The following is a 20,612-nucleotide window of genomic DNA, read 5'->3' on the forward strand; positions in this document are numbered from 1 at the left end:
TCGTATATCCGGGGCAGCGCATTAGATGCGCCATCTCCAGTTCAAATTATCGACAAAGAAACGATGAGAGCTCAAGGCGCTGCCAATGTCTGGGACGTTATTAAGAATTTGGAAATAAATTCTGGATCGACGACCGGCAAAGGCGGCCCCAATGAAGGCGGCGGCATAGAAGGCACTGCGAACATAAACCTGCGAAACCTTGGCCAAAATGCGACATTGACGTTAATCAATGGCAAGCGTCAAGTGTCGGCGGCGACCACAACTCGAGGGGGCGGCGAATTCGTAGATATTAATTCTATACCTACCACTATGGTAGAGCGAATCGAAGTGCTTACCGATGGTGGATCAGCTTTGTATGGCTCTGATGCGATTGCCGGCGTAGTTAATATCATCATGCGAACCGATTTTGTCGGCACCGATGGCGAAGGCGGGGATAAATTTATTGATGCCCAGACCCTGGCCGATGCGGTGCAACAGTTTTGGCCTAAAGGTGGCCCCGAAGGCGAAGGCCAGCGCTTTGTAATCTTGACCGGCGGCGAGCCGGGCTTGCAGCGGGTCGCCGCAATCGGTTCGTCCACCGCCATGATAACATCCGAAATCCGCATATCTTCACAATTGCGGGCAAGCAGATAACCGCCGCCCGGACCACGCACACTTCGCACCTGCCCGCCGCGCCGCAGCTTGGCGAAGAGTTGTTCGAGATAGGAAACTGAAATTTCCTGCCGCGCGGCGATGTCGGCCAGCGCTACCGGCGCACCATTGCCATGGATCGCCAGATCGACCATCGCCATAACGGCATAGCGGCCTTTCGTGCTAAGCTTCATGACTTCTCTCCCACCACTTTTCGTTCCGTATCCGGTGCCGCTTCCGACGCCGGTTCAAGCTGCGTTTCCAATTTCGCTACGCGCGCGGCAAGTGCGTTCAGTTGGCCATGCAGACCGTCAATGGCGCCAATTGCCGGATCCGGCAAGTTCGCGGACGGCGTTCCATAGGCGCAAAAGCTGTCCGTATGACTTTCGTCCCGCGATGCAACGATGCGCGCCGGCACGCCGACCATCGTGACGCCACCCGGCACATTCTTTAGAACAACGGCGTTCGAACCGATCCGCGCACATTCGCCCACCTCAATGGGCCCAAGAATTTGCGCGCCCGACCCGACAATCACGCCGTGCTTCAATGTCGGATGCCGCTTGCCTTCTCCCCTTGAGGTGCCGCCAAGGGTCACGCTGTGATAAAGGGTGACGTCATCTTCGATTTCCGATGTTTCGCCAATCACTACCCCCATCCCGTGATCGATGAAAAACCGCTTGCCGATCCTGGCGCCCGGGTGAATTTCAATGCCCGTGAGAAAGCGTCCAACATGGGATAGCAATCGCGCCGCAAAATGAAAACCATGGCCCCAAAACCAGTGGGAAAGACCGTGGATCCGGACTGCGTGAAAACCTGGATAGGCAAAGACGACGTCAAGACGCGACCGGGCCGCAGGATCGCGGAGAAGGATGGCGTCGATTTCATCAATCAAATTCTTGAACATGAATGAGCTCACTATGCTACAATTCGTTGTTATTCATCATCAATTCTGAGCGTTGTCGACGGAATTAGTGGCGTTTATGGAACAAAGTAACCATTGAAAATCTATATTTCCTGAGTAATTAAGTCAACTATTCGATCCAATTTTCCGCAGAATAGCAATATTTTAGCGAAAATCCCCCACAGGAATACTCAGATTTAAGCGCCGCCCCATAGAGGAGCACGAGAGAGCAATGTCGGAAGTCATTTTCAACGGCCCCGAAGGCCGGATCGAAGGGCTTTATCACCATGCGAGGGACAACGCGCCCATCGCGTTGCTGCTGCACCCCTACCCTAAGCAAGGCGGCACGATGAACAACCGTGTCACCTACCGTATTCATCAAACGTTCCTGCGGCACGGCTTTTCAACGCTTCGCTTTAATTTTCGTGGCGTCGGGCGATCCCAGGGCAGCTTCGATAACGGCCCCGGCGAGTTTAGCGACGCGGCAGCGGCGCTGGACTGGATGCAAAGCCATAATCCAGGCACTCCCGAATGCTGGGTCGCGGGCTTTTCCTTCGGCGCCTGGATTGGCATGCAGCTTTTGATGCGCCGGCCCGAAATTTCCAGATTTATCTCGATCGCCCCACCGGTGAATTTGTTCGATTTCAACTTTCTGGCCCCCTGCCCGACATCCGGGCTGATCGTCCATGGCCGCCAGGACGAGGTCATTCCGGAAGAGGCCGTCGCCAAACTTGCTGCCAAGCTGATGAGCCAACGCCGCATCGACGTCGACTACCGGGTTATCCCCGGGGCCGACCATCTGTTCAGCAACAAGCTGGATCAACTGCTCAAGCACGTTGAAAACTATCTCGCCACCACCCGCGAGACCCCAGAAGCCCCCAAGGATTAGGCTTTTTCCGCTGCTTTTTCTGCGCGATGAAGAACGCCGCCCGGTGTCGGGGCATGCACGCCCGTCGTCGTCGGCAGGGACAGCGGCAACCCGCGAAGGGAACGAACCGCCAAAAAGCCAAAGGCTTCGGCCTCAAGCACATCGCCATGCCAACCGGCAACCTCGACCGGCACGACCTCGACGTTGAGCCGTTGGCGCAGGGCCGCCATCAATGCCCGGTTCCATCGCCCGCCGCCGGTGATAAACCAGCGTTCAACCGGCGAAGGAAAGTGACGTTCCCCGGCCATGGCAACGGTGGCGGCGGTAAAGGCCGTGAGAGTCGCCGCACCGTCCTCGGGTGAAAGGCCGGCCAGGGCGTCGATGGCGAACGCGTTGCGATCCAGAGATTTCGGAGGCCGCTGCCAAAAATAGGGATTCTGCATAAGCCGTTGCAGAATGGCGTCGTCCACCGTGCCGCGCATCGCCAGCCGACCGTCGCAGTCATACGGGTCCCCCGTCCTCAGCGTCATCCAGTCATTCAGCAACGCATTGCCTGGCCCGGTGTCAAATGCCAGCAGAGCGTTTCCGTCCCCGATCCAGGTCACGTTCGCAACGCCACCGAGATTCAAGACCGCCAGGGGACGCGCAAGAATTTCCGCACGCGCCAGATGATAGAGCGGCGCAAGCGGCGCCCCCTCGCCACCGGCGGCGATATCGGCCGAACGGAAATCGTTGACGACATCAATGCCCGTAAGCTTCGCCAGCAGCTTGCCGTCACCGATTTGCAGGGTTCGATGCTTTTTCGGTTCGTGCAATAGTGTCTGCCCGTGAAAACCGATAATGGCGATGTCCGAGGCCGCGCATGGCGATGCCGACAACGGCAATGCCGTCAGCAATTCCTGAACCGCCTCAGCATGCAGTTCCGTCAGTTCCCGAGAAATTTCTTCGTTTTCTCCCTTGCCGCCAAGCGCGCCGCGCAGCTTTTCGCGAAAGGCCGGGCTGTAAGGCTTCATGCAGGCGGGGCCGATTTTGGATACGCGCTCGCCATCCGTGTGGACCAGGGCGGCATCAATCCCGTCCAAAGACGTGCCGCTCATCAGCCCTAACGCCCAAACCGCTTTAAATTCTTCCATCTTCGAACCAATCTTTGTCCGTTCCATTGTCCGGCCTGCACCGATTGTGTTAAATCACAGCACGTCCGGCAAGGGTTGCCTGGGACAGACGCCGCCACGCGACTAGGAATCGAGAGCATCCGAATGGCAAAGGCCGATTACCAATCTGATTTTCTGACAACTGCGATCGAACGCACATTCGTCCATCAATGCACGAATCTGGAAGGACTCGACGCACTTCTTTCTACAAAAGCGCCGGCACCGGGCTATATCGGTTTCGACTGTACCGCCGACAGCCTGCACGTTGGCAGCCTTGTGCCGATCATGCTGCTCCGCTGGTTTCAGAAGATGGGACACAAGCCAATCGTCCTTCTTGGTGGTGGCACGTCAAAGGTCGGCGACCCCTCGGGCAAGGAGGAAAGCCGCCAATTGCTGAACGATGCGACCATCGCGAGCAACCGGGAAGGCATCCGCAAAATCTTCGAAAAATTCCTCACCTTCGGCAAGGGTGAGACGGACGCCATCTTCCTCGACAATGCCGAGTGGCTGGACGACCTTGGCTACATCACTTTCCTGCGGGACTATGGCCGCCATTTTTCCGTCAACCGGATGTTGAGCTTCGACTCGGTCAAGCTTCGCCTTGAGAGGGAACATTCGCTCAGCTTTCTCGAATTCAACTACATGATTTTACAGGCCTATGATTTTCTGGAATTGATGCGCCGCCACGACTGTCGGCTTCAGATGGGTGGGTCCGATCAATGGGGCAACATCATCAATGGAGTCGAACTTGGACGGCGCGTCGAGGGTTGCGAGCTTTTCGGTCTTACCTCGCCATTGATCACAACACGCTCCGGCACAAAGATGGGGAAGACGGCAAAAGGAAGTGTCTGGCTGGATGAAAAAAGATTCTCGTCCTACGACTATTGGCAATATTGGCGCAACACGGAGGACGCGGACGTTGGCAAGTTCCTTAGCCTGTTCACCGAATTGCCAATGGCCGAAATTGATCGCCTGAGCAAACTTCAGGGAAGCGAGTTGAACGACGCGAAAAAAATCCTGGCCGATGCCACCACCACCCTTTGCCATGGCGAGGCGGCTGCGGTCAAAGCTGCGGAAACGGCGCGGAAAACCTTCGCGGGCGAAGCGGCCGCGGGCCTGCCCACCTTCACCGTGCCACGGAACGAACTGGAATCAGGCATCCCCGCCTTCGAGCTTTTTTACCGCACCGGCCTGGCTGCCAGCAATGGGGAAGCCCGCCGTCTCATCCGCGGTGGTGGCGCGCGCGTGAACGGCACCGTTCCACCGGAAGAAACGACGCCGATCCACCTGGAAGATATCAACCCAGAAGGCGTGATCAAGCTTAGCGCCGGAAAGAAACGGCACGCCCTCGTCCGGGCTGGTTAAGAGCCAAGGCTTAGGGTTTTGCTTCGGTTTCCGGGGGTGGTGCCGTCGAAGATGAGGGTGCCGGCGACAGGATTGTTTTGACCTCTTCCTCGAAAACATCGAAGAATTTGCGGAGGAACCCCGGCGCAAGCGCCGATAGCAAATTAACGGAAACCTTTGGATCCTCCCGAGACCCCTCGGCCTTGTAGGTGATGGCAAAAACGCCTTCCCCTTTGCCGCCGATCAAAATATTTCCAATGATGGGGATCTTCCCCAAAATGCGATTGATCGTATAGGCAGGAACAACGGTGCCCCGAATGTCCAGGACATCCTTCACCTTATCGATCCTGCCAGCAAAGGTGATGCCGAGGGAAGCCCCGAAGGCGCGGCCCTGATCAAGAAGAATTTCAGAGGGCGTGATCGTAAAGGGCACGTCCAGACGCGTGAATTCAAGGCCCTCCCCCGTCAACAGATTAAGGATGCCGGTAAGCGAAGCAACGGCAAGAACCCGAGTCAGTATCGGCGCATTGGCGGCACGGAAATCCTTCATCTTGATCCGCCCGCGAAGCGGCATTTCCGGTTTTTCGTTGTCGTGGAAAACACCCGAGATGACAAGCGAGCCGCCGTGCAAATTCTTCATGATGCCCAAGGCTTCCAGAACGGCGCCGCCAGCATCTGACGTTACTGTCAGCAGCCGAGTGTCTTTACCCGGCTGCACGACGATTTTCAGCGTGCCGCGTTTTTCCAACACGCCGTCAAGCATGATTGAATTCCAGAACTTGCCGTCATATTGCAGCGTCCCCTCAAGCCGGTCGATTTTCTCTCCGGAACCAGGGCCAAGACGAACAGCGTCCACCGCAACGGTAAGTTTCAGCGGCGGCAGGTCCGTCTCAGACTCTTCCTGATCAAGAATTTTTTCCGCATCAAAGCCACGACCGGTAAGCGTCACATCAAAACCGCCATCCGCAGCGCGCACCCCCTTTCCTTCAACATCCGTGAGCCCGAATTTCAGGCGTTCAAACTGCGCCCATTCGATCGTTTTCCCATCAAGGGCAAAACCAATTTCCCCCTTCACATCCAGGCCGTCGGCCGTCATCACAAGTTCACGAATTTTCCGGAGCCTGCCCTTGTCAAAGTTAATCTGAATGGTTCCCTTTCCCGGCGCGCCCACCGGCTTTGTCCATTCAAAACCAGGGACGCGAAGCTCTGCAGAAGCAAGGTCCAGATCGATCGCAAGCTGTCCCTTGTCGTCCCCGCTCGTATAAACAAGCGCCACCTCTGTCGGGCCGGAAAGAAAAGGCGCGCCGCTATAACCAAATTTTTGCCGCGCGGCACCGTCCATGCGGGCTTTCAGGGTGTAGCGACTTTGAAAGGCAGCCTTCCCGGAAAAGTTTTCCTTCCATGTGATCTTGGCAGGCACACCACCGATTTCGCCATGCCCTGTCATGGAAATCGACGACCCTTCAAGTTTCAGCTGCACCTCGCCCTTGCGAAGATCCACGCCGGGAATGGCATCTTTAAAAGAAAGCGCCTGAAGCGTCGCGTCGGCCCCAATCTCAATCTCTTCAAGCGCAAGGTCTGCAAGCAGCGGAAACTCTAAAAAAAGGTGGATTAAGGCCTCGCCTTCGAAGCGATCCGGCGAAAGCTCCATCTTTTCGAGATAACGAAGCTTTTGATGGTCAAGAAGTTCCAGGGCACGGCGAACGGGGCCGGCAACGGTCACATCCACCCGTGCGTACGGATCCTCGCTTTCAAGGTCAAAGATATGAACGCCACCCTTCGCCAGAACCAGCCCTTCATGGGTTCCCTTCGTCAATGCCAAATGGAGGGTTGCAAGATCGAAGGTTCCCGTTCCGCCGGCCCCAACCACGGCCGGAAAGTCGGACATATAAATCGTATCGATGCCGGAATATGCGATCGTTCCTTTTAACTCTGTAACATCGAAAGAAGGCCCTTTCTCAAGGTCAATCACGGCCGAAAAAATGGCGCGCGTCTCTTTGATGTTGCCAAAAGAAAGTTGTTCGTCGATCCATTCCCGTGTGTTGTCAGAGAACCCTAATGGCCAATATCGCGGCAAATCATCAATCGGCATGCTGAGAATTTCAACATCACCATTAAGAAAAAGTTTTTCCCCTTTGCGGTTTTCACGCAGGGCAACTTTGACGGTTGGGCCACCAAGATCGACAAAAAATTCTTCGATCACCCATGTCTCCAAGCCACCGCTTATCGTTCCGTTTAACTTCGCAAAGGCTATTTCCAGCCCTTTATCGTAAATACCAGGAATGAAGATGCGCCCTTTGCCACTGGAAAGATCGAGCGTCGCCTCGTCCAGCCGGCCATCTTTAAAGAGAGAAAGGCCGATGCTGCCACTCAACGGAATCTTCAGGCCAGACAGATGGCTAAGTGGCGTCGCCTCAATGGCAAACATCGCCGCTTCAATCTCGTGGAAATCGATTCCAACGCGAAGTTTTCCAACCTCATAAGGGTAAAGAATGTCGCCGGTAAAACGGGCGCTTTTTCCTAAAAGCTCGATTTCGGCAGCGTAATCGCCGGAAATTTCTTCTTCATCGCGGTAAAGGGCAAGGTCCATCCGAGGCAAATGCCAGGATGCCTCCAACACCTGATCGTCTATCGTGATCGACGCGCCAATCAGGCGGAATTCCGAAAGATAGCCGAGCGGATGCAACGCCGCCGATGTTCCGTGCAGGCCACTTCCCAACAAACCGGCAACCAGCCCGGCGAGGGTCGCGTCCTCGACCTCAGCCGCCACTTGGCCCGCCTGGGTTTGTGACGTTCCCAGGCGCCGCAACAGATGGAACACAGGCTGTTCCACCCGAATACGGGTGGGCGCCAGGACGCCATGAAGCATGGCGCGAAAACTAAGCCCCATCGTTGCCTTCGGCACCTCACCGATGCGCCCGCCATCCCCATCCGTTATCCGGGCCCCAATTGCCGCAAAACCCAGGCCGCCAGCAACCCCATCCCAGGTGAGCAGCAGCCTGTCCATACGGAGCTGATAGCCCCCATCTCCCTCGCTCAAGGCCGTCTCGACATTCCCTTTCAGAAAATCCAGGGAGATCGGCCCAGCGGAAAGGCGTAGACCCAGACCCAATATCGCGACAAAAAAGACGAAGGTCGCAAAGCCGACTATTCTAAGCAATGTTCTCGAGGTGCGGAGAATCACGCAAAACTCATGTGTAAGGCGCCAAAGTGAAAAGCAGTTAAAAACTATGCGGCAACCACCCCTCTTGTCCAATGTTGATGCTTGGCCACGGCCCGGCAACGCCGAACGCGCCACCATTGGGCGCGAACGCTGGTGCGAGCAGACGAAGAGTCTAACGGATGGCCCATTAAAAGCCTTTGCCGAGAGCTTCGTCGAGGATCCGACCGGGCGGGCGGTTCTCGACGCCATTTTCGGCAACAGTCCCTATCTTGGGGCCTGCCTTTTGAAGGAACGGGCCTTCTTCCGCGATCTGGTCGCCACCGGCCCGCAAGCCGCCGCCAGCCAGTTGCAGAATTGGATGTGTGAAGAAACAGCGGCCCTTACCGACGAAGCAACACTGAAACACCTGCTCCGCGTGGCAAAACGCCGCGCCGCCCTGCTGGTCGGCCTTGCCGACATTGCGGGCCTTTGGTCCACGGAAGACGTCATGAGGGTTTTAAGCGACTTCGCTGACACGACCCTTCGCCTCACCGTCGACGTGCTGCTTCGCGGCGCCGCGAAGGATGGAAACCTAGCGCTCGCCGAGCCGGCAGACCCCGCCCTGGGTTCCGGGTTTATCGTATTGGCCATGGGAAAATTGGGCGCACATGAACTGAATTATTCAAGCGACGTGGACCTGATCGTTCTCTATGAGGCCGAGCACGTTCATTTTCTGGGCGATGGGAACGTGCAACGTTTTTTTGAACGCTTAACGCGTTCCTTCGTCGCCATTCTCGAGGAAAGAACCAAAGACGGATATGTTTTTCGAACGGACCTTCGCCTGCGTCCGGACCCCCGGGCAACCCCGATCGCCCTTTCCGTTGCCGCCGCCGAAACTTATTACGAAAGCACCGGACAGAACTGGGAACGCGCGGCCTTCATCAAGGCGCGCCCGGTGGCCGGCGATATCGAAGCGGGGAATAAATTTCTGGAAGGCCTGCAACCTTTTCTTTGGCGAAAGTCCCTCGACTTTGCCGCCATTCAAGATATCCATTCCATCAAACGCCAGATCGAAACCCATCGCGGCGGCCACACTATTGCCTTTGCCGGCCACAATGTGAAGCTTGGCCGCGGCGGCATCCGTGAAATCGAACTTTTCACTCAGACACAGCAACTCATCTGGGGCGGGCGTATGCCAAAATTACGCGCACGCAAGACCTGCGCTGCACTGCGCGAATTGGCCGATGCCGGACGCATCAATGAAACAACCGCAAAAGAATTGACCGAAAGCTATTTCTACCTTCGCCGGGTTGAACACCGCTTGCAGATGATCGATGACAAACAGACCCATACGCTTCCCAAAGACGCCAACGCGCTTCGTGAGATTGCAGTTTTTCTTGGCTATGACGACACGGACGCTTTCGAGGCCGAAATGACCCGGCATTTAACCCGGGTCGTTGACGATTCCGCCTCACTGTTTGAGGAAGCGCCAGCCCTTGGAACGAAAGAAGGAAAGCTTGTCTTCACCGGTGGCGAGGATGACCCGGAGACGCTGGAGACCTTGGAAAGGATGGGTTTTCAAGATGCGCCGAACGCCGCTTCGGTGATTCGCGCCTGGCATTACGGTCGCTATCGCGCCACGCGCGCTGAACGAGCGCGTCAGATTTTGACCGAGTTGATGCCAACCCTGTTGAAGGCCTTTGCAAAGACCGTCAACCCGAACGTCGCCCTCATGAAATTCGACGAATTTCTTTCAAAACTTCCGGCAGGCGTGTCGCTGTTTTCGCTTTTCCAGGCAAACCCGCTGCTTCTCGATCTCATCGCCGAGATCATGGGAAGCATGCCCAGCCTCGCCGACAGCCTGAGCCGCCACCCGATCATTCTGGACGCCGTGCTGGAGGAAGATTTTTTTGATCCGCCACCACCGAAGGCGCGCCTGGCAGAAGGGCTGACCCAGGCTCTCCAACAGGCCCGCGACTTTCAGGATGTGCTCGACATCTCGCGGCGCTGGACAAACGATTGGAAATTTCGGATCGGCGTGCAGGTGCTTCGCAATCACCTGCTTTCGGACGAAGCCGGATTTCCGCTCTCAGATATAGCCGATACGGTCGTTACGGCCTTGCTTGCCCATGTCGAGAAGGGAATCGAAGCACGGCACGGCACGTTTCCCGGCGGCGGCATGGCCGTCATCGCAATGGGCAAACTTGGCGGGCGCGAGCTTACCTTCCAATCTGACCTGGACCTTGTCTGCATCTATGACGCGCCAAAGGATGCGTCACTGTCGGATGGCGATCGCACGGTGTCACCAAGTCACTATTTCATTCGTCTTACCCAGGCATTGAATTCTGCGCTGACGTCCCTTACCGGCGAAGGCCGGCTTTATAAAATTGACATGCGGCTGCGGCCCTCCGGAGAAGCCGGCCCACTTGCCATAAGCCTTACAGCCTTCGAAAAATACTTTCACGACACCGCCTGGACATGGGAGTTTCAGGCGCTTACCCGGGCGCGAGTGATCACCGGCCCGAAGGTTTTGTGCGCGGCGGTGGAAAAAGCAATCGATACGGCCCTGCACCGGACAACCGCCCAACAAGCAACGCTTATCCGCGACATCGCCGACATGCGCGAACGCATCGCACGCCAACGACCAGGAAAGAATTTCTGGGACCTAAAGAACCGGCCCGGTGGCCTGATCGATATTGAGTTTCTATGCCAGTATCTCGTGCTTTCACATTTTGCAAAGCACCCGGAAATTCACTCTACAAATACGCTAGTTACGCTCATACATATTCGCGATGCCAATATCCTGGCGCCGAAAACAATCGAGATGCTGATCGAAGCTTCCCGTTTCTGGAATCGCCTTATCGGGTTGTTGAGCCTTTCCTTTGAGGGCCCTTTCGAGGAAAGCGAGCTTCCCGAAGGCCTGCGCCAGGCTTTGATCCATTCCGTTTTATGTAAGGATTTCGAGCACCTGAAAATCCGCATCGAAGAAACCGCCAAAAGCGTTCGCGGCCAGTTCGACGCCATGCTGACCACGCCCGAGAAGCACCTTCCCCCAAGTAAAAAAGGAACACCCAATGCCCCTTGAACCTGGCGACAAGGCACCTGATTTTACGCAGCCGACCGATGGCGGGGGCACGCTTTCCCTAAAAACACTGCGCGGAAAGAAAGTTGTCCTTTATTTCTATCCGAAGGATTTGACACCGGGCTGCACGAAGGAAGCCTGCGATTTCAGAGACGCCTTCCCTGCCCTCAAGCGAAAAAAGGTGGAAATCATCGGCGTTTCGAAGGACAGCGTCCTGCGCCATGACAAGTTCAAGGAGAAATACGACATCCCCTTCACCCTGCTATCTGACGAGGAAGGCGAAACCATCCAGGCCTATGGCGTGTGGAAAAAGAAAAGTCTCTACGGTCGCAGCTTCATGGGCATTGAACGCGCAACCTTTTTGATCGACGAAAAAGGCACCTTGCGCAACATCTGGCGGAAGGTGAAGGTAAAAGACCATGTGGAAGCGGTCATCGCGGCGATCGAAGCCCTTTAGTTCGACTTCGCCGCAACACCGACGCGCTGGGCCAGAGAGGCAGACAGGAAGGGATCGAGATCGCCGTCAAGCACCGCCGGCGCGTTGCCGGTTTCAACGCCGGTCCGCAGATCTTTCACCATCTGGTAGGGGTGCAATACGTAAGAACGGATTTGATGCCCCCATCCAATCTCCTGTTTTTGCACGGACTTTGTTTCCGCCTCGTCTTCGCGTTTTTGAAGCTCAAGTTCATAAAGGCGGGCGCGCAGCATCTTCATCGCTTCGGCCCGGTTGCGGTGCTGGGACCGGCTTGACTGACATTGAACAACAATGCCGCTTGACAGATGGGTCAGGCGGATAGCGCTATCCGTTTTATTGACGTGCTGTCCCCCGGCACCCGAGGCGCGATAGGTGTCAACCCGCAGGTCCTTGTCCTGAATTTCTATTTCAATGTCATCATCGATAACCGGATAAACCCAGACAGAGGCGAAGCTTGTATGCCGTCGCGCACTGGCGTCAAAGGGGGATATCCGCACCAGCCGATGGACGCCGCTTTCCGTTTTCAGCCAGCCAAAGGCATTCGTGCCGGCAAGCCGGATGGTCGCTGATTTGATTCCCGCCTCATCGCCCATACTTTCCTCCAGCCACTCGGCCTTGAAGCCGTGGCTTTCCGCCCAGCGGACATACATCCGGAGCAGCATTTCAGCCCAATCCTGGGACTCGGTGCCGCCGGCGCCCGCGTGAACCTCGAGAAAACAATCGTTCGCGTCGGCCTCGCCCGAAAGCAGACTTTCAAGCTCAAGCTTTGCCGTACGCTCGCGAAGGACCGCAAGCGCCGCTTCGGCTTCGGCAACGACCTCTTGATCTTCCTCCGCCTCGCCAAGCGCGATCAGGTCGGACTGATCGACAAGCTCGCGTTCGATCTCACGGCAGGAATTAATCGCCGCCTCCAGCCGCGTACGTTCTTTTAAAATCGTCTGAGCATGTTCGGGCTTGTCCCAAAGGGCTGGGTTTTCCGCCTCTTTGTTTAATTCTTCAAAGCGCTTAAGGGCATTGTCCCAGTCAAAGATGCCTCCTTAGCAGTCCAAGCGACTGCCGAATGGCTTCTGCACAGCTTTCCATCTCTGCCCGCATGTTTGTCTCCCGATGTTTTTCTGAAAATTTAATATAGGCCGCCGGTGCCATCCGTGGGAACAACCGGTGTCCCAACCCCGCCGGTGCCGTCAAGCACCGGCGCACGTTCTTTCGGCTCCGTCCCCGGCTTGAAGGCCTCAAGGATAACCTTGCGATCCCCGGCCCTGGCCGGCAATCCGGTTTGCGCGTTCACACGAACCAGTTGAATTCCCGGTGGAATGCGAAAAGGGACGGCTGGCTTGCCACGCAGGGTGGCGGCCATGAAATCGCGAAAGATCGGCGCGGCGGCCCGGGCGCCCGTTTCGCGCCGGCCCAGCGACCGTGGCACGTCGAACCCGACAAAGACCCCGACGACAAGATCCGCCGTGAACCCGACAAACCAGGCGTCAATACTTTCATTCGTCGTCCCCGTCTTACCGGCAAGGGGTTTGCGGACTGAACGGACCGAACGCCCAGTGCCACGCTGGACAACCCCCTCCAACATGGAAACGACCTGATAGGCAGAGCCTTGATCGGCAACGCGTTCTCTGACGTTCAGAATTTCCGGCACTTCCGAGAGAGAAGGCACACTGCTTACCTCCCCTTCCCCAAGCATGTCTTCATTCAGCCATTGGCGAACCGCGCAGTTTTCGCATTCCCGGTTATCCTGGCGAAAAATCGTTTTACCGTGACGGTCCTGGATGCGATCGACAAAGGCTGGTTGCAGGCGGTTGCCGCCATTGACCAGCATTGCGTAAGCGTTTGTCAGCCGAAGCAGCGTCGTCTCACCCGCACCAAGCGCCATCGAAAGAACGGGCGGCATATTATCAACGATACCAAAACGCCGGGCCACCTCCGTAACGGCATCCATGCCAATGGTCTGGGCAAGGCGAACCGTCATCAAATTACGGGATTTTTCGATGCCGAGGCGCATCGTGCTGGGACCGTAGAATTTATCGCCATAATTCATCGGCTTCCACTTCCCAAGCCCCGGCCCCTGATCGATCACAAATGGCGCATCAAGGATCAAGCTCGACGGCGTAAAACCCGCATCCAGCGCCGCCAGATAGACAAACGGCTTGAAAGCGGAGCCGGGTTGGCGCATGGCCTGTGTTGCCCGATTGAATTCCGATTTTTGGAAACTAAAGCCACCGGTCATGGCAAGCACGCGACCCGTATGCGGGTCCATGGCGACAAGCGCCCCTTCAACCGCTGGTATCTGGCGCAAGCCATAGGTTCCGGGTGGTGGTGTTACCTTCGCCACCGGCGCGCGATCCGCCTCCACCGCAACGACATCGCCGATATGCAGCACGTCCGAAGGTTTTTCCACCTTCGGGCCAAGAAATTCGCCCTTCAGCCATGCCCGTGCCCAGCGCATCTTGCCGAGCGGCACCTTGCCGAGGCTGCCATCCGTAAATCCGATCCACGCCGCATCCCCGTCCAGGTTCAGCACCAGCGCCAGACGCCACGGATCAAGCCCGTCAGGCTTGTGCACGGCAGCCAGTAATTGCGGCCAGGCGGGCCCTACATCAAGCCTGGCGACCGGCCCGCGCCAGCCATGGCGGTGATCATAGGCGATGAGGCCGGCGCGCAACGCCGCCTCGGCATTTTTCTGAAGCTTCGGGTCCAGGGTCGTGCGTACGGAAAGCCCACCATGGTAAAGCCCGTCCTTGCCGTAGCGTTCCAACAGCTTGCGACGCACCTCTTCGACGAAGAAATCGGCCTTGGCAAGGTCGGCCGGGCCGCTCTTACGCGCCACATCCAGCGGTTTCGCCTTCTCCACCTTTGCTTCCGAGCGACTAATGAAGCCTTGGGAGGCCATGCGCTCGATCACCCAGTTCCGGCGTGCACGCGCCGCCAGAGCTTTGCGCACCGGGTGGTAATTGTTCGGTGCCTTGGGAAGGGCCGCAAGATAGGCGGCCTCTGAAATTGATAGCTTGTCCAAGGATTTATCGAAATAATTTAGCGCAGCGGCGGCGACCCCATAGGAGCCGAGGCCAAGGTAAATCTCGTTTAGATAAAGCTCGAGGATGTGGTCTTTCGAAAAGGCATGCTCGATCCGAAATGCCAGGATCGCTTCTTTAATTTTGCGATCCAGGCTCAATTCATTCGTCAACAGGAAGTTTTTCGCCACCTGTTGGGTGATGGTCGAGGCCCCCTTTGGCCGGCGGTTCTGACCAAGATGGGCAAGGTTATCGATCATCGCGCGAAGAACGCTGGTGAAATCGATGCCGGAATGGTCGTAGAAATTCTTGTCTTCGGCGGCAAGAAAGGCCTTCACGACCCGCTTCGGAATGGCCGTCATCGGCACAAAAACCCGCTTCTCGACGGCATATTCGGCCAAAAGCCGCCCATCGCCCGCGTGAAAGCGCGTGACGGCCAACGGTTCGTAATCCGCCAATTGCTGATAATCCGGCAGCCCCCTTCCAAAATAAAAGAAGACGCCAAGCACCCCCATGACACCGAGAAAGGCGACGAAGGCGATAACCACAAACAGGTTAAAGACGAGACGTGGCATCACACCCCAACAAATGATTCTCGGTCAAAAGACCGGAAAGTGCTGTGTACATCAAAGATCGCGCCCATCGAAATATTGGTTTGCCGCCTTTACAATCGCATCTGCCAACCGGGTCTGATGGGACCGCTCCTGCAGAAGTTTCGCTTCCTTGCGGTTTGAAAGATAGCCCATCTCGACCAGGATGGACGGAACGTCCGGGGCTTTTAAAACCGCAAATCCGGCATCTCTGCGCGTATTTCGAACCAGGCGCGTGACCTTACCCATCTCCTTTATGACTAAATTGGCGAATTTCAGCGACGACTTCAGGGATTGCCATTGCGACATGTCGATCAGGATGTTCGTCAGCACCGGGTCTGGATAATCCGTAAAATCAAGCGCGGCGATAATATCCGCCTTGTTCTCCTTGGCAGCCAGGGCCGCAGCCTCTTTATCTGAGCCCTTTTCGGAAAGCGTGTAGACCGAGGCGCCACGGGTCTTGGAATTGCGATGCGCATCCGCATGAAGCGAGATAAACAGGGCCGCGCCCGCCGCCCGGGAAATCGCAACCCGCCGGCGAAGGGGAAGAAAAATATCCCTGTTTCGGGTCAGCAGGACGCGATAACGGCCCGTCGCTTCAAGCCGTTGCTTCAGCTTTCTGGCAACGTCCAGCGTAACTGTTTTTTCAAGAAGGCCAGAACGGCTGTGCGTCCCTGGGTCCACCCCCCCATGGCCTGGATCCAGGACGATTAGTGGTTTTGCTCCATTTTTCGGAGGCGGCGCAACGGCCAGGGCAACTTTTTTCGATGTTGGACGCGCAGTCTTGCCGTGACTTTTCCTGAAATTCTTCTCGCTTACCGCTTCAAGATCGAGAACGAAACGGTAGCCATGCTGCCCGACCGGGTTGAGGAGGAAGACCTTCCGCACGGCGACCGGCTTTTTGACATCCAGCACCACGCGCGACGTACCGGACGTGAAAAGGCCAAAGCGAAAGCCCCCGATCAGCCCCTTCCCCTCGCCAAGGGCGTTCGGGCGAATGCGCCAATCCATTTCCGGAAAATCGATTACCACCCGATATGGCTTGGCCAGGGTAAAGACCTCGAAATCAACCTTCTCTGAAAGGTCGAGGACAAAACGGGTCATGGAGAGATGCTCGGCCACACGCACGCCCGAGACGGCGGGTTCCGCCGACAACAGGGAAGGCCACATCATCGCTAGCAACATCAGAAAAGCAGCGCGTCGCAACCGAAATCCCGCCACATCTAGAGTTTGAAGAAGGTGTTTCATACCACATCTCGCGCCAACACCGGGTTTTTCCCGAAAAACCCTACGCAAAAATTCCCAATACTGGAAGAAAGCGACCCGTTTTCATACGGTTATACAAATTCATTGGCGAAAGGCGAAGGGGCAGCGTATGGTCGCCCAGCGATATTTCGTAGGGCGTCTGTATCAATCCCTTCTTTGGTGATTGCAACAGGGGCGCGGTGGCCGATCTTTGGCCGGGATTTTTTTATGAATTCCCCCCGGCAATCGGTTAACGGCGTCAATGACTTGCGAAGCGATGTTGAACCTAGAAGTCGTCTTTCCCCCTCGGGGGCAGGTCGCCAAAGCGGCCCCGTCCTGACCAAAGTGGTTGGCGTTCGACGGGTTGATAACGCAAGGCGCCGCCGACTTCGCAGATTAGCCGCGCCGACTTTCGCCATCGCACGAAAGATCGGTCTGTGGCATGGAGTTTTTGCCGAATGGCAAAGCGGATGTTGGTCGATACGACGCACCCGGAAGAAACCCGAGTCGTCATTCTGGATGGAAACCGAGTCGAAGCGTTCGATTTCGAGGCCTCTACCAAAAAACAGTTAAAAGGAAATATCTATCTCGCGAAGGTGATGCGCGTTGAGCCGTCCCTTCAAGCCGCGTTCGTCGAATATGGCGGCGGTCGGCACGGCTTTCTCGCTTTCAGCGAAATTCACCCGGATTATTACCAGATCCCTATTGCTGACCGGGAGGCCCTGCTTGAAGAGGAAGCCGCCATCCATAAATCGGAAGGCGCGGAAGAGCCAACCGAAACACCGGCAGTCGCAAAGCCCGATGAGCCTACCGACGCCGAACCTTCCGAAGCCGAAGCCGAGGGCGAGTCTTCCGGGGTCGAAAGCAAGCCTGCCGATGAGACCGAGGCCGAAGCCGGGTCTGCCGAAACCGAGGCTGAAGCCGGGTCTGCCGAAACCGAGGCTGAAGCCGGGTCTGCCGAAACCGAGAGCGAATCTTCCGGAGTCGAGCCCCGCAAAGCAAAAGGCAGAAGGGCTGCCCCCCAGCCAGCGGCAGAAACGCTGGAAGAACATGTGGAAACCCTTGGCGGCGACGAGATCGAAGACGTCGCGCGGCGCAGTCGTCCTGCCCGCAATTACAAAATCCAGGAAGTCATCAAACGAAGGCAAATCCTGCTTGTCCAGGTCGTAAAGGAAGAACGCGGAAACAAAGGCGCGGCCCTGACAACCTATCTATCCCTTGCCGGTCGCTATTGCGTGCTCATGCCGAACACGGCCCGCGGTGGCGGCATCTCACGCAAAATCACCAATCACAGCGACCGCAAGCGGATGCGCGACATTCTCAAGACCCTGTCCATCGCCGACGGCATGGGCGTCATCCTGCGCACGGCCGGGCTGGAACGAACGAAGCCGGAAATCCGGCGGGATTTTGACTATCTGCTGCGCGTCTGGGACAAAGTCAGAGAATTAACGCTGCAATCAACGGCGCCAGCGCTGGTCTACGAGGAAGCGAATCTGATCATGCGCTCCATTCGTGACCTCTATCATAAGGATATCGAGGAAATCCTCGTCGATGGTGAGGCTGGCTATCGGACGGCCAAGGACTTCATGCGCATGCTGATGCCATCGCACGCAAAGCATGTTCAACCCTACAAGGATCCGCACATCCCGCTTTTCCGACGTTATCAGGTCGAAGCACAATTGGATGAAATTCACAGCCCCCGGGTCGAACTGAAGTCTGGCGGCTACATCATCATCAGCCCGACGGAAGCCCTTGTTTCCATCGATGTAAACTCCGGACGTTCAACAAAGGAACGCAACATCGAAGGCACGGCTGTCAAAACAAACCAGGAAGCGGCAGAGGAAGTCGCCCGCCAATTGCGGCTGCGCGATCTTGGCGGACTTATCGTCATCGACTTTATCGACATGGATGAAGGTCGGCATCGGCGCCAGATTGAACGTACTGTCAAAGACGCAATGAAGACGGACCGGGCGCGAATTCGCCTTGGCAAAATCAGCGCCTTCGGGCTTCTGGAAATGTCCCGTCAACGATTGCGTCCAAGCCTGCTTGAAACAAGCTCGGAAACCTGCCTGCACTGCGAGGGGACCGGCATCATCCGTTCGACCGAATCGACCTCCCTTTACGTTCTACGCGCTATTGAAGAGGAAGGCGTTCGCAAAAGAAGCAGCGCCGTCACCGTTTTCGTGCCGACGGACATCGCCCTTTACCTCCTCAACCAAAAACGCGAGACGTTGGCGGAAATACAGGCCCGCTTCCACTTTCAGATTGTCATCGCGCGAGACGACAAATTAATTCCACCTGCCTATCGGATGGAACGCACAAGGTCCCAGGACGGCATAAAAGAAGAGGTCACGGCGGCTGCATCTGAAAAAGCCGAGGCCGGAAAGGCCGGCACGGAACCAGCCAAAGAAGGGCGCCGGTCACGCCGGCGCCGCCGGCCCAAAAAGGAAACCCAGACGGAAGCCACCGCCGAGGCAACAACGGCCGCAGAAACAACACCCGAGGCAACAACGGCTGTGGAGACCACCGCCGGGGCAAACGCCCCCGCCGGAGAGAACGCTACCGCCGGGGAAAACGCCGAAGGCGATGCGCAGCCTCGCAGCAAACGCCGTCGGCGCGGACGTCGTGGCGGAAGGCGGCGTACCCAGGCAAAAAACGCACAAGAAGGGCAAGCCCAGAACAACGCTCCGGTTGCAGAGGCTTCGGCTCCGGTTGCAAAAGCTCCGGCGCAGGCCACAGAAGCTCCGGCTCCGGTTGCAGAGGCTTCGGCTCCGACCACAGAAGCTCCGACCCCGGTTGCAAATGCTACAAACGACCAGGCAGACGCTCCAAAAAAGAAACCGCGTCGGCGCCGGCGGCCAAGCCGCAAGAAAGAGGGCGGCGAGGCATCAACATCCGCGGACACGGCGGCGAGCAACCCGGCATCAACGGCCAGCCCCGAAACGGCCAGCCAGACGACGGCAAAAACGCCGTCGGCCCCCGCCGAAGCGCCCACCGGCGAGTAATCAGGGTCGCCAGTTTTTTAGGCGGCGTGCCGCCTCAACCATCGTTGCGGTGGTAYCGGCGAAGGAAAAACGGACGGCGCGGTTTCCCTCGACAGGATCAAAATCAATCCCCGGCGTCGCGGCGACGCCGGTTTCTTCCAACATGGCACGGCAAAAACTCTCGCTATCGCTGGAAAAGGACGAGATGTCCGCATAAAGATAGAAAGCGCCATCTGCGGGCGCGAGTTTGTCAAAACCCGCCTTCGGTAATTCTTCCAGAAGCCATTCGCGGTTTTTTGCATAAGCGGCAACGGTCGCGTCCAATTCCTCCTGGCAATCAAAAACCGAGATGGCGCCGTGCTGTGAAAGCGTTGGTGGCGARATAAACAGGTTTTGKGCAAGGCACTCGATCGAGCGCAAAAGCGGTTCCGGCACGACCATCCAGCCAACMCGCCACCCCGTCATTGAATAATATTTCGAAAAACTGTTAACAACGATCGCTTKGCKATCAAATTCCAGRGCGCTTGCCGCCGGTTYGCCGTAAGTGATGCCATGATAAATCTCATCCGAGATCAGACGAATGCCACTCTGGCTGCAAAACGCCGCCAGATGTTTAAATGCGTCCCGCGACAACATGGTGCCGGTCGGATTTGAGGGGCTTGCAAGAATCAGCCCGTCCAGGTTGCTGGCAAGCGGCACAAGCTGTTCAACGCTTGGCTGAAAGCGGTTTTCCATAGAGGCCCGAATGGCGACCGGTTGAAGATCAAGCGCGTTGAGAATATTGCGATAGGCTGGATAGCCTGGTTCGACGATCCCTACCCGGTCGCCCGCTTCAAACGCGCTTAGAAAGGCCAGCAAAAAGCCGCCCGAAGCCCCCGTCGTAACGACGATCCGCTCCGGCGCCACATCAAGGCCATAGGCTTCGCCATAATGCGCCGCAATGCGCACGCGAAGGCGTGGAAGGCCAAGCGCCTCGGTATAGCCAAGCGGATCGGAGGCAAGGACCGCCTGGGTCGCAGCGACCACCGCCGCCGGCGCGCCGGTTCCAGGCTGGCCCAGTTCCAGATGCAGCACGTCTTCCCCGGCCGCCTCGCGTTCGTTTGCGGCACGCAGGACATCCATAACGAGAAAAGGTGGAACGGCCCCCCGTTTGGAAACCTTCAAAACCATGTCGTCAAAATCA

General features: G+C 57.0%; 12 protein-coding genes and 2 pseudogenes. 6 read left to right on the forward strand and 8 right to left on the reverse strand.

Translation table 11 applies throughout. The annotated features are described in order from the left end of the window. A partial coding sequence (locus COA65_07690; GenBank protein ID PCJ58516.1) for a hypothetical protein occupies positions 1-633 on the forward strand: 633 nt, incomplete at its 5' end. Here COA65_07690 and COA65_07695 read toward each other — a convergent pair. Next, positions 534-824: pseudogene (locus tag COA65_07695) on the reverse strand (Rrf2 family transcriptional regulator). The gene COA65_07690 and the pseudogene COA65_07695 sit on opposite strands and share 100 nt — an antisense overlap. Continuing rightward, on the reverse strand, positions 821-1,534 hold the full coding sequence (gene cysE / locus COA65_07700) for a serine O-acetyltransferase (GenBank protein ID PCJ58517.1): 714 nt from the start codon (positions 1,532-1,534) through the stop codon (positions 821-823). Before cysE ends, COA65_07695 begins: the two are co-directional and overlap by 4 nt. A gap of 229 nt (positions 1,535-1,763) precedes the next feature. Here cysE and COA65_07705 point away from each other — a divergent pair, with 229 nt between their 5' ends. Continuing rightward, positions 1,764-2,420, forward strand: a complete 657-nt coding sequence (locus COA65_07705) for an alpha/beta hydrolase (GenBank protein ID PCJ58518.1) — start codon at positions 1,764-1,766, stop codon at positions 2,418-2,420. Here COA65_07705 and COA65_07710 read toward each other — a convergent pair. Then, positions 2,417-3,532, reverse strand: coding sequence for an anhydro-N-acetylmuramic acid kinase (locus COA65_07710; GenBank protein ID PCJ58547.1), 1,116 nt, complete (start codon positions 3,530-3,532; stop codon positions 2,417-2,419). The genes COA65_07705 and COA65_07710 overlap by 4 nt on opposite strands. A gap of 123 nt (positions 3,533-3,655) precedes the next feature. Here COA65_07710 and COA65_07715 point away from each other — a divergent pair, with 123 nt between their 5' ends. Continuing rightward, positions 3,656-4,915 (forward strand): tyrosine--tRNA ligase, encoded by a 1,260-nt coding sequence (locus tag COA65_07715; protein ID PCJ58519.1) that lies wholly within the window; start codon positions 3,656-3,658, stop codon positions 4,913-4,915. A gap of 10 nt (positions 4,916-4,925) precedes the next feature. Here the strand turns inward: COA65_07715 and COA65_07720 are convergent, their stop codons facing one another. Then, a complete protein-coding gene (locus tag COA65_07720) occupies positions 4,926-8,306 on the reverse strand; it encodes a hypothetical protein (GenBank protein ID PCJ58520.1) in 3,381 nt (1,126 codons plus the stop codon). Here COA65_07720 and COA65_07725 point away from each other — a divergent pair. Both COA65_07725 and COA65_07730 read left to right on the forward strand, forming a co-directional pair. Beyond that, complete coding sequence (locus COA65_07725; GenBank protein PCJ58521.1) at positions 8,065-11,121, forward strand: bifunctional [glutamate--ammonia ligase]-adenylyl-L-tyrosine phosphorylase/[glutamate--ammonia-ligase] adenylyltransferase; 3,057 nt, start codon at positions 8,065-8,067, stop codon at positions 11,119-11,121. The two genes, COA65_07720 and COA65_07725, sit on opposite strands and share 242 nt — an antisense overlap. Further along, a complete protein-coding gene (locus COA65_07730) occupies positions 11,111-11,575 on the forward strand; it encodes a thioredoxin-dependent thiol peroxidase (GenBank protein PCJ58522.1) in 465 nt (154 codons plus the stop codon). Before COA65_07725 ends, COA65_07730 begins: the two co-directional genes overlap by 11 nt. Here COA65_07730 and COA65_07735 read toward each other — a convergent pair. From COA65_07735 to COA65_07745, 3 genes and pseudogenes are all read right to left on the reverse strand, one after another. Then, positions 11,572-12,666: pseudogene (locus COA65_07735) on the reverse strand (peptide chain release factor 2). The gene COA65_07730 and the pseudogene COA65_07735 sit on opposite strands and share 4 nt — an antisense overlap. Before the next feature lie 50 nt (positions 12,667-12,716). Beyond that, the gene (locus COA65_07740; GenBank protein PCJ58523.1) at positions 12,717-15,185 is read right to left on the reverse strand and encodes a penicillin-binding protein; all 2,469 of its coding nucleotides are present in this window, start codon (positions 15,183-15,185) and stop codon (positions 12,717-12,719) included. A 51-nt stretch (positions 15,186-15,236) separates the two neighbouring features. Continuing rightward, a complete protein-coding gene (locus COA65_07745) occupies positions 15,237-16,385 on the reverse strand; it encodes an N-acetylmuramoyl-L-alanine amidase (protein PCJ58548.1) in 1,149 nt (382 codons plus the stop codon). A 518-nt stretch (positions 16,386-16,903) separates the two neighbouring features. Between COA65_07745 and COA65_07750 the strand changes: the two genes are divergently transcribed. After that, complete coding sequence (locus tag COA65_07750) at positions 16,904-19,450, forward strand: ribonuclease E/G (protein ID PCJ58524.1); 2,547 nt, start codon at positions 16,904-16,906, stop codon at positions 19,448-19,450. Here COA65_07750 and COA65_07755 read toward each other — a convergent pair whose 3' ends face one another. Next, the gene (locus COA65_07755) at positions 19,451-20,599 is read right to left on the reverse strand and encodes a 1-aminocyclopropane-1-carboxylate deaminase (protein ID PCJ58525.1); all 1,149 of its coding nucleotides are present in this window, start codon (positions 20,597-20,599) and stop codon (positions 19,451-19,453) included. It lies immediately after the preceding gene. Positions 20,600-20,612 lie beyond the last annotated feature (13 nt).

The organism is Rhodospirillaceae bacterium (assembly GCA_002746255.1).
In the GTDB taxonomy this organism is placed as follows: domain Bacteria; phylum Pseudomonadota; class Alphaproteobacteria.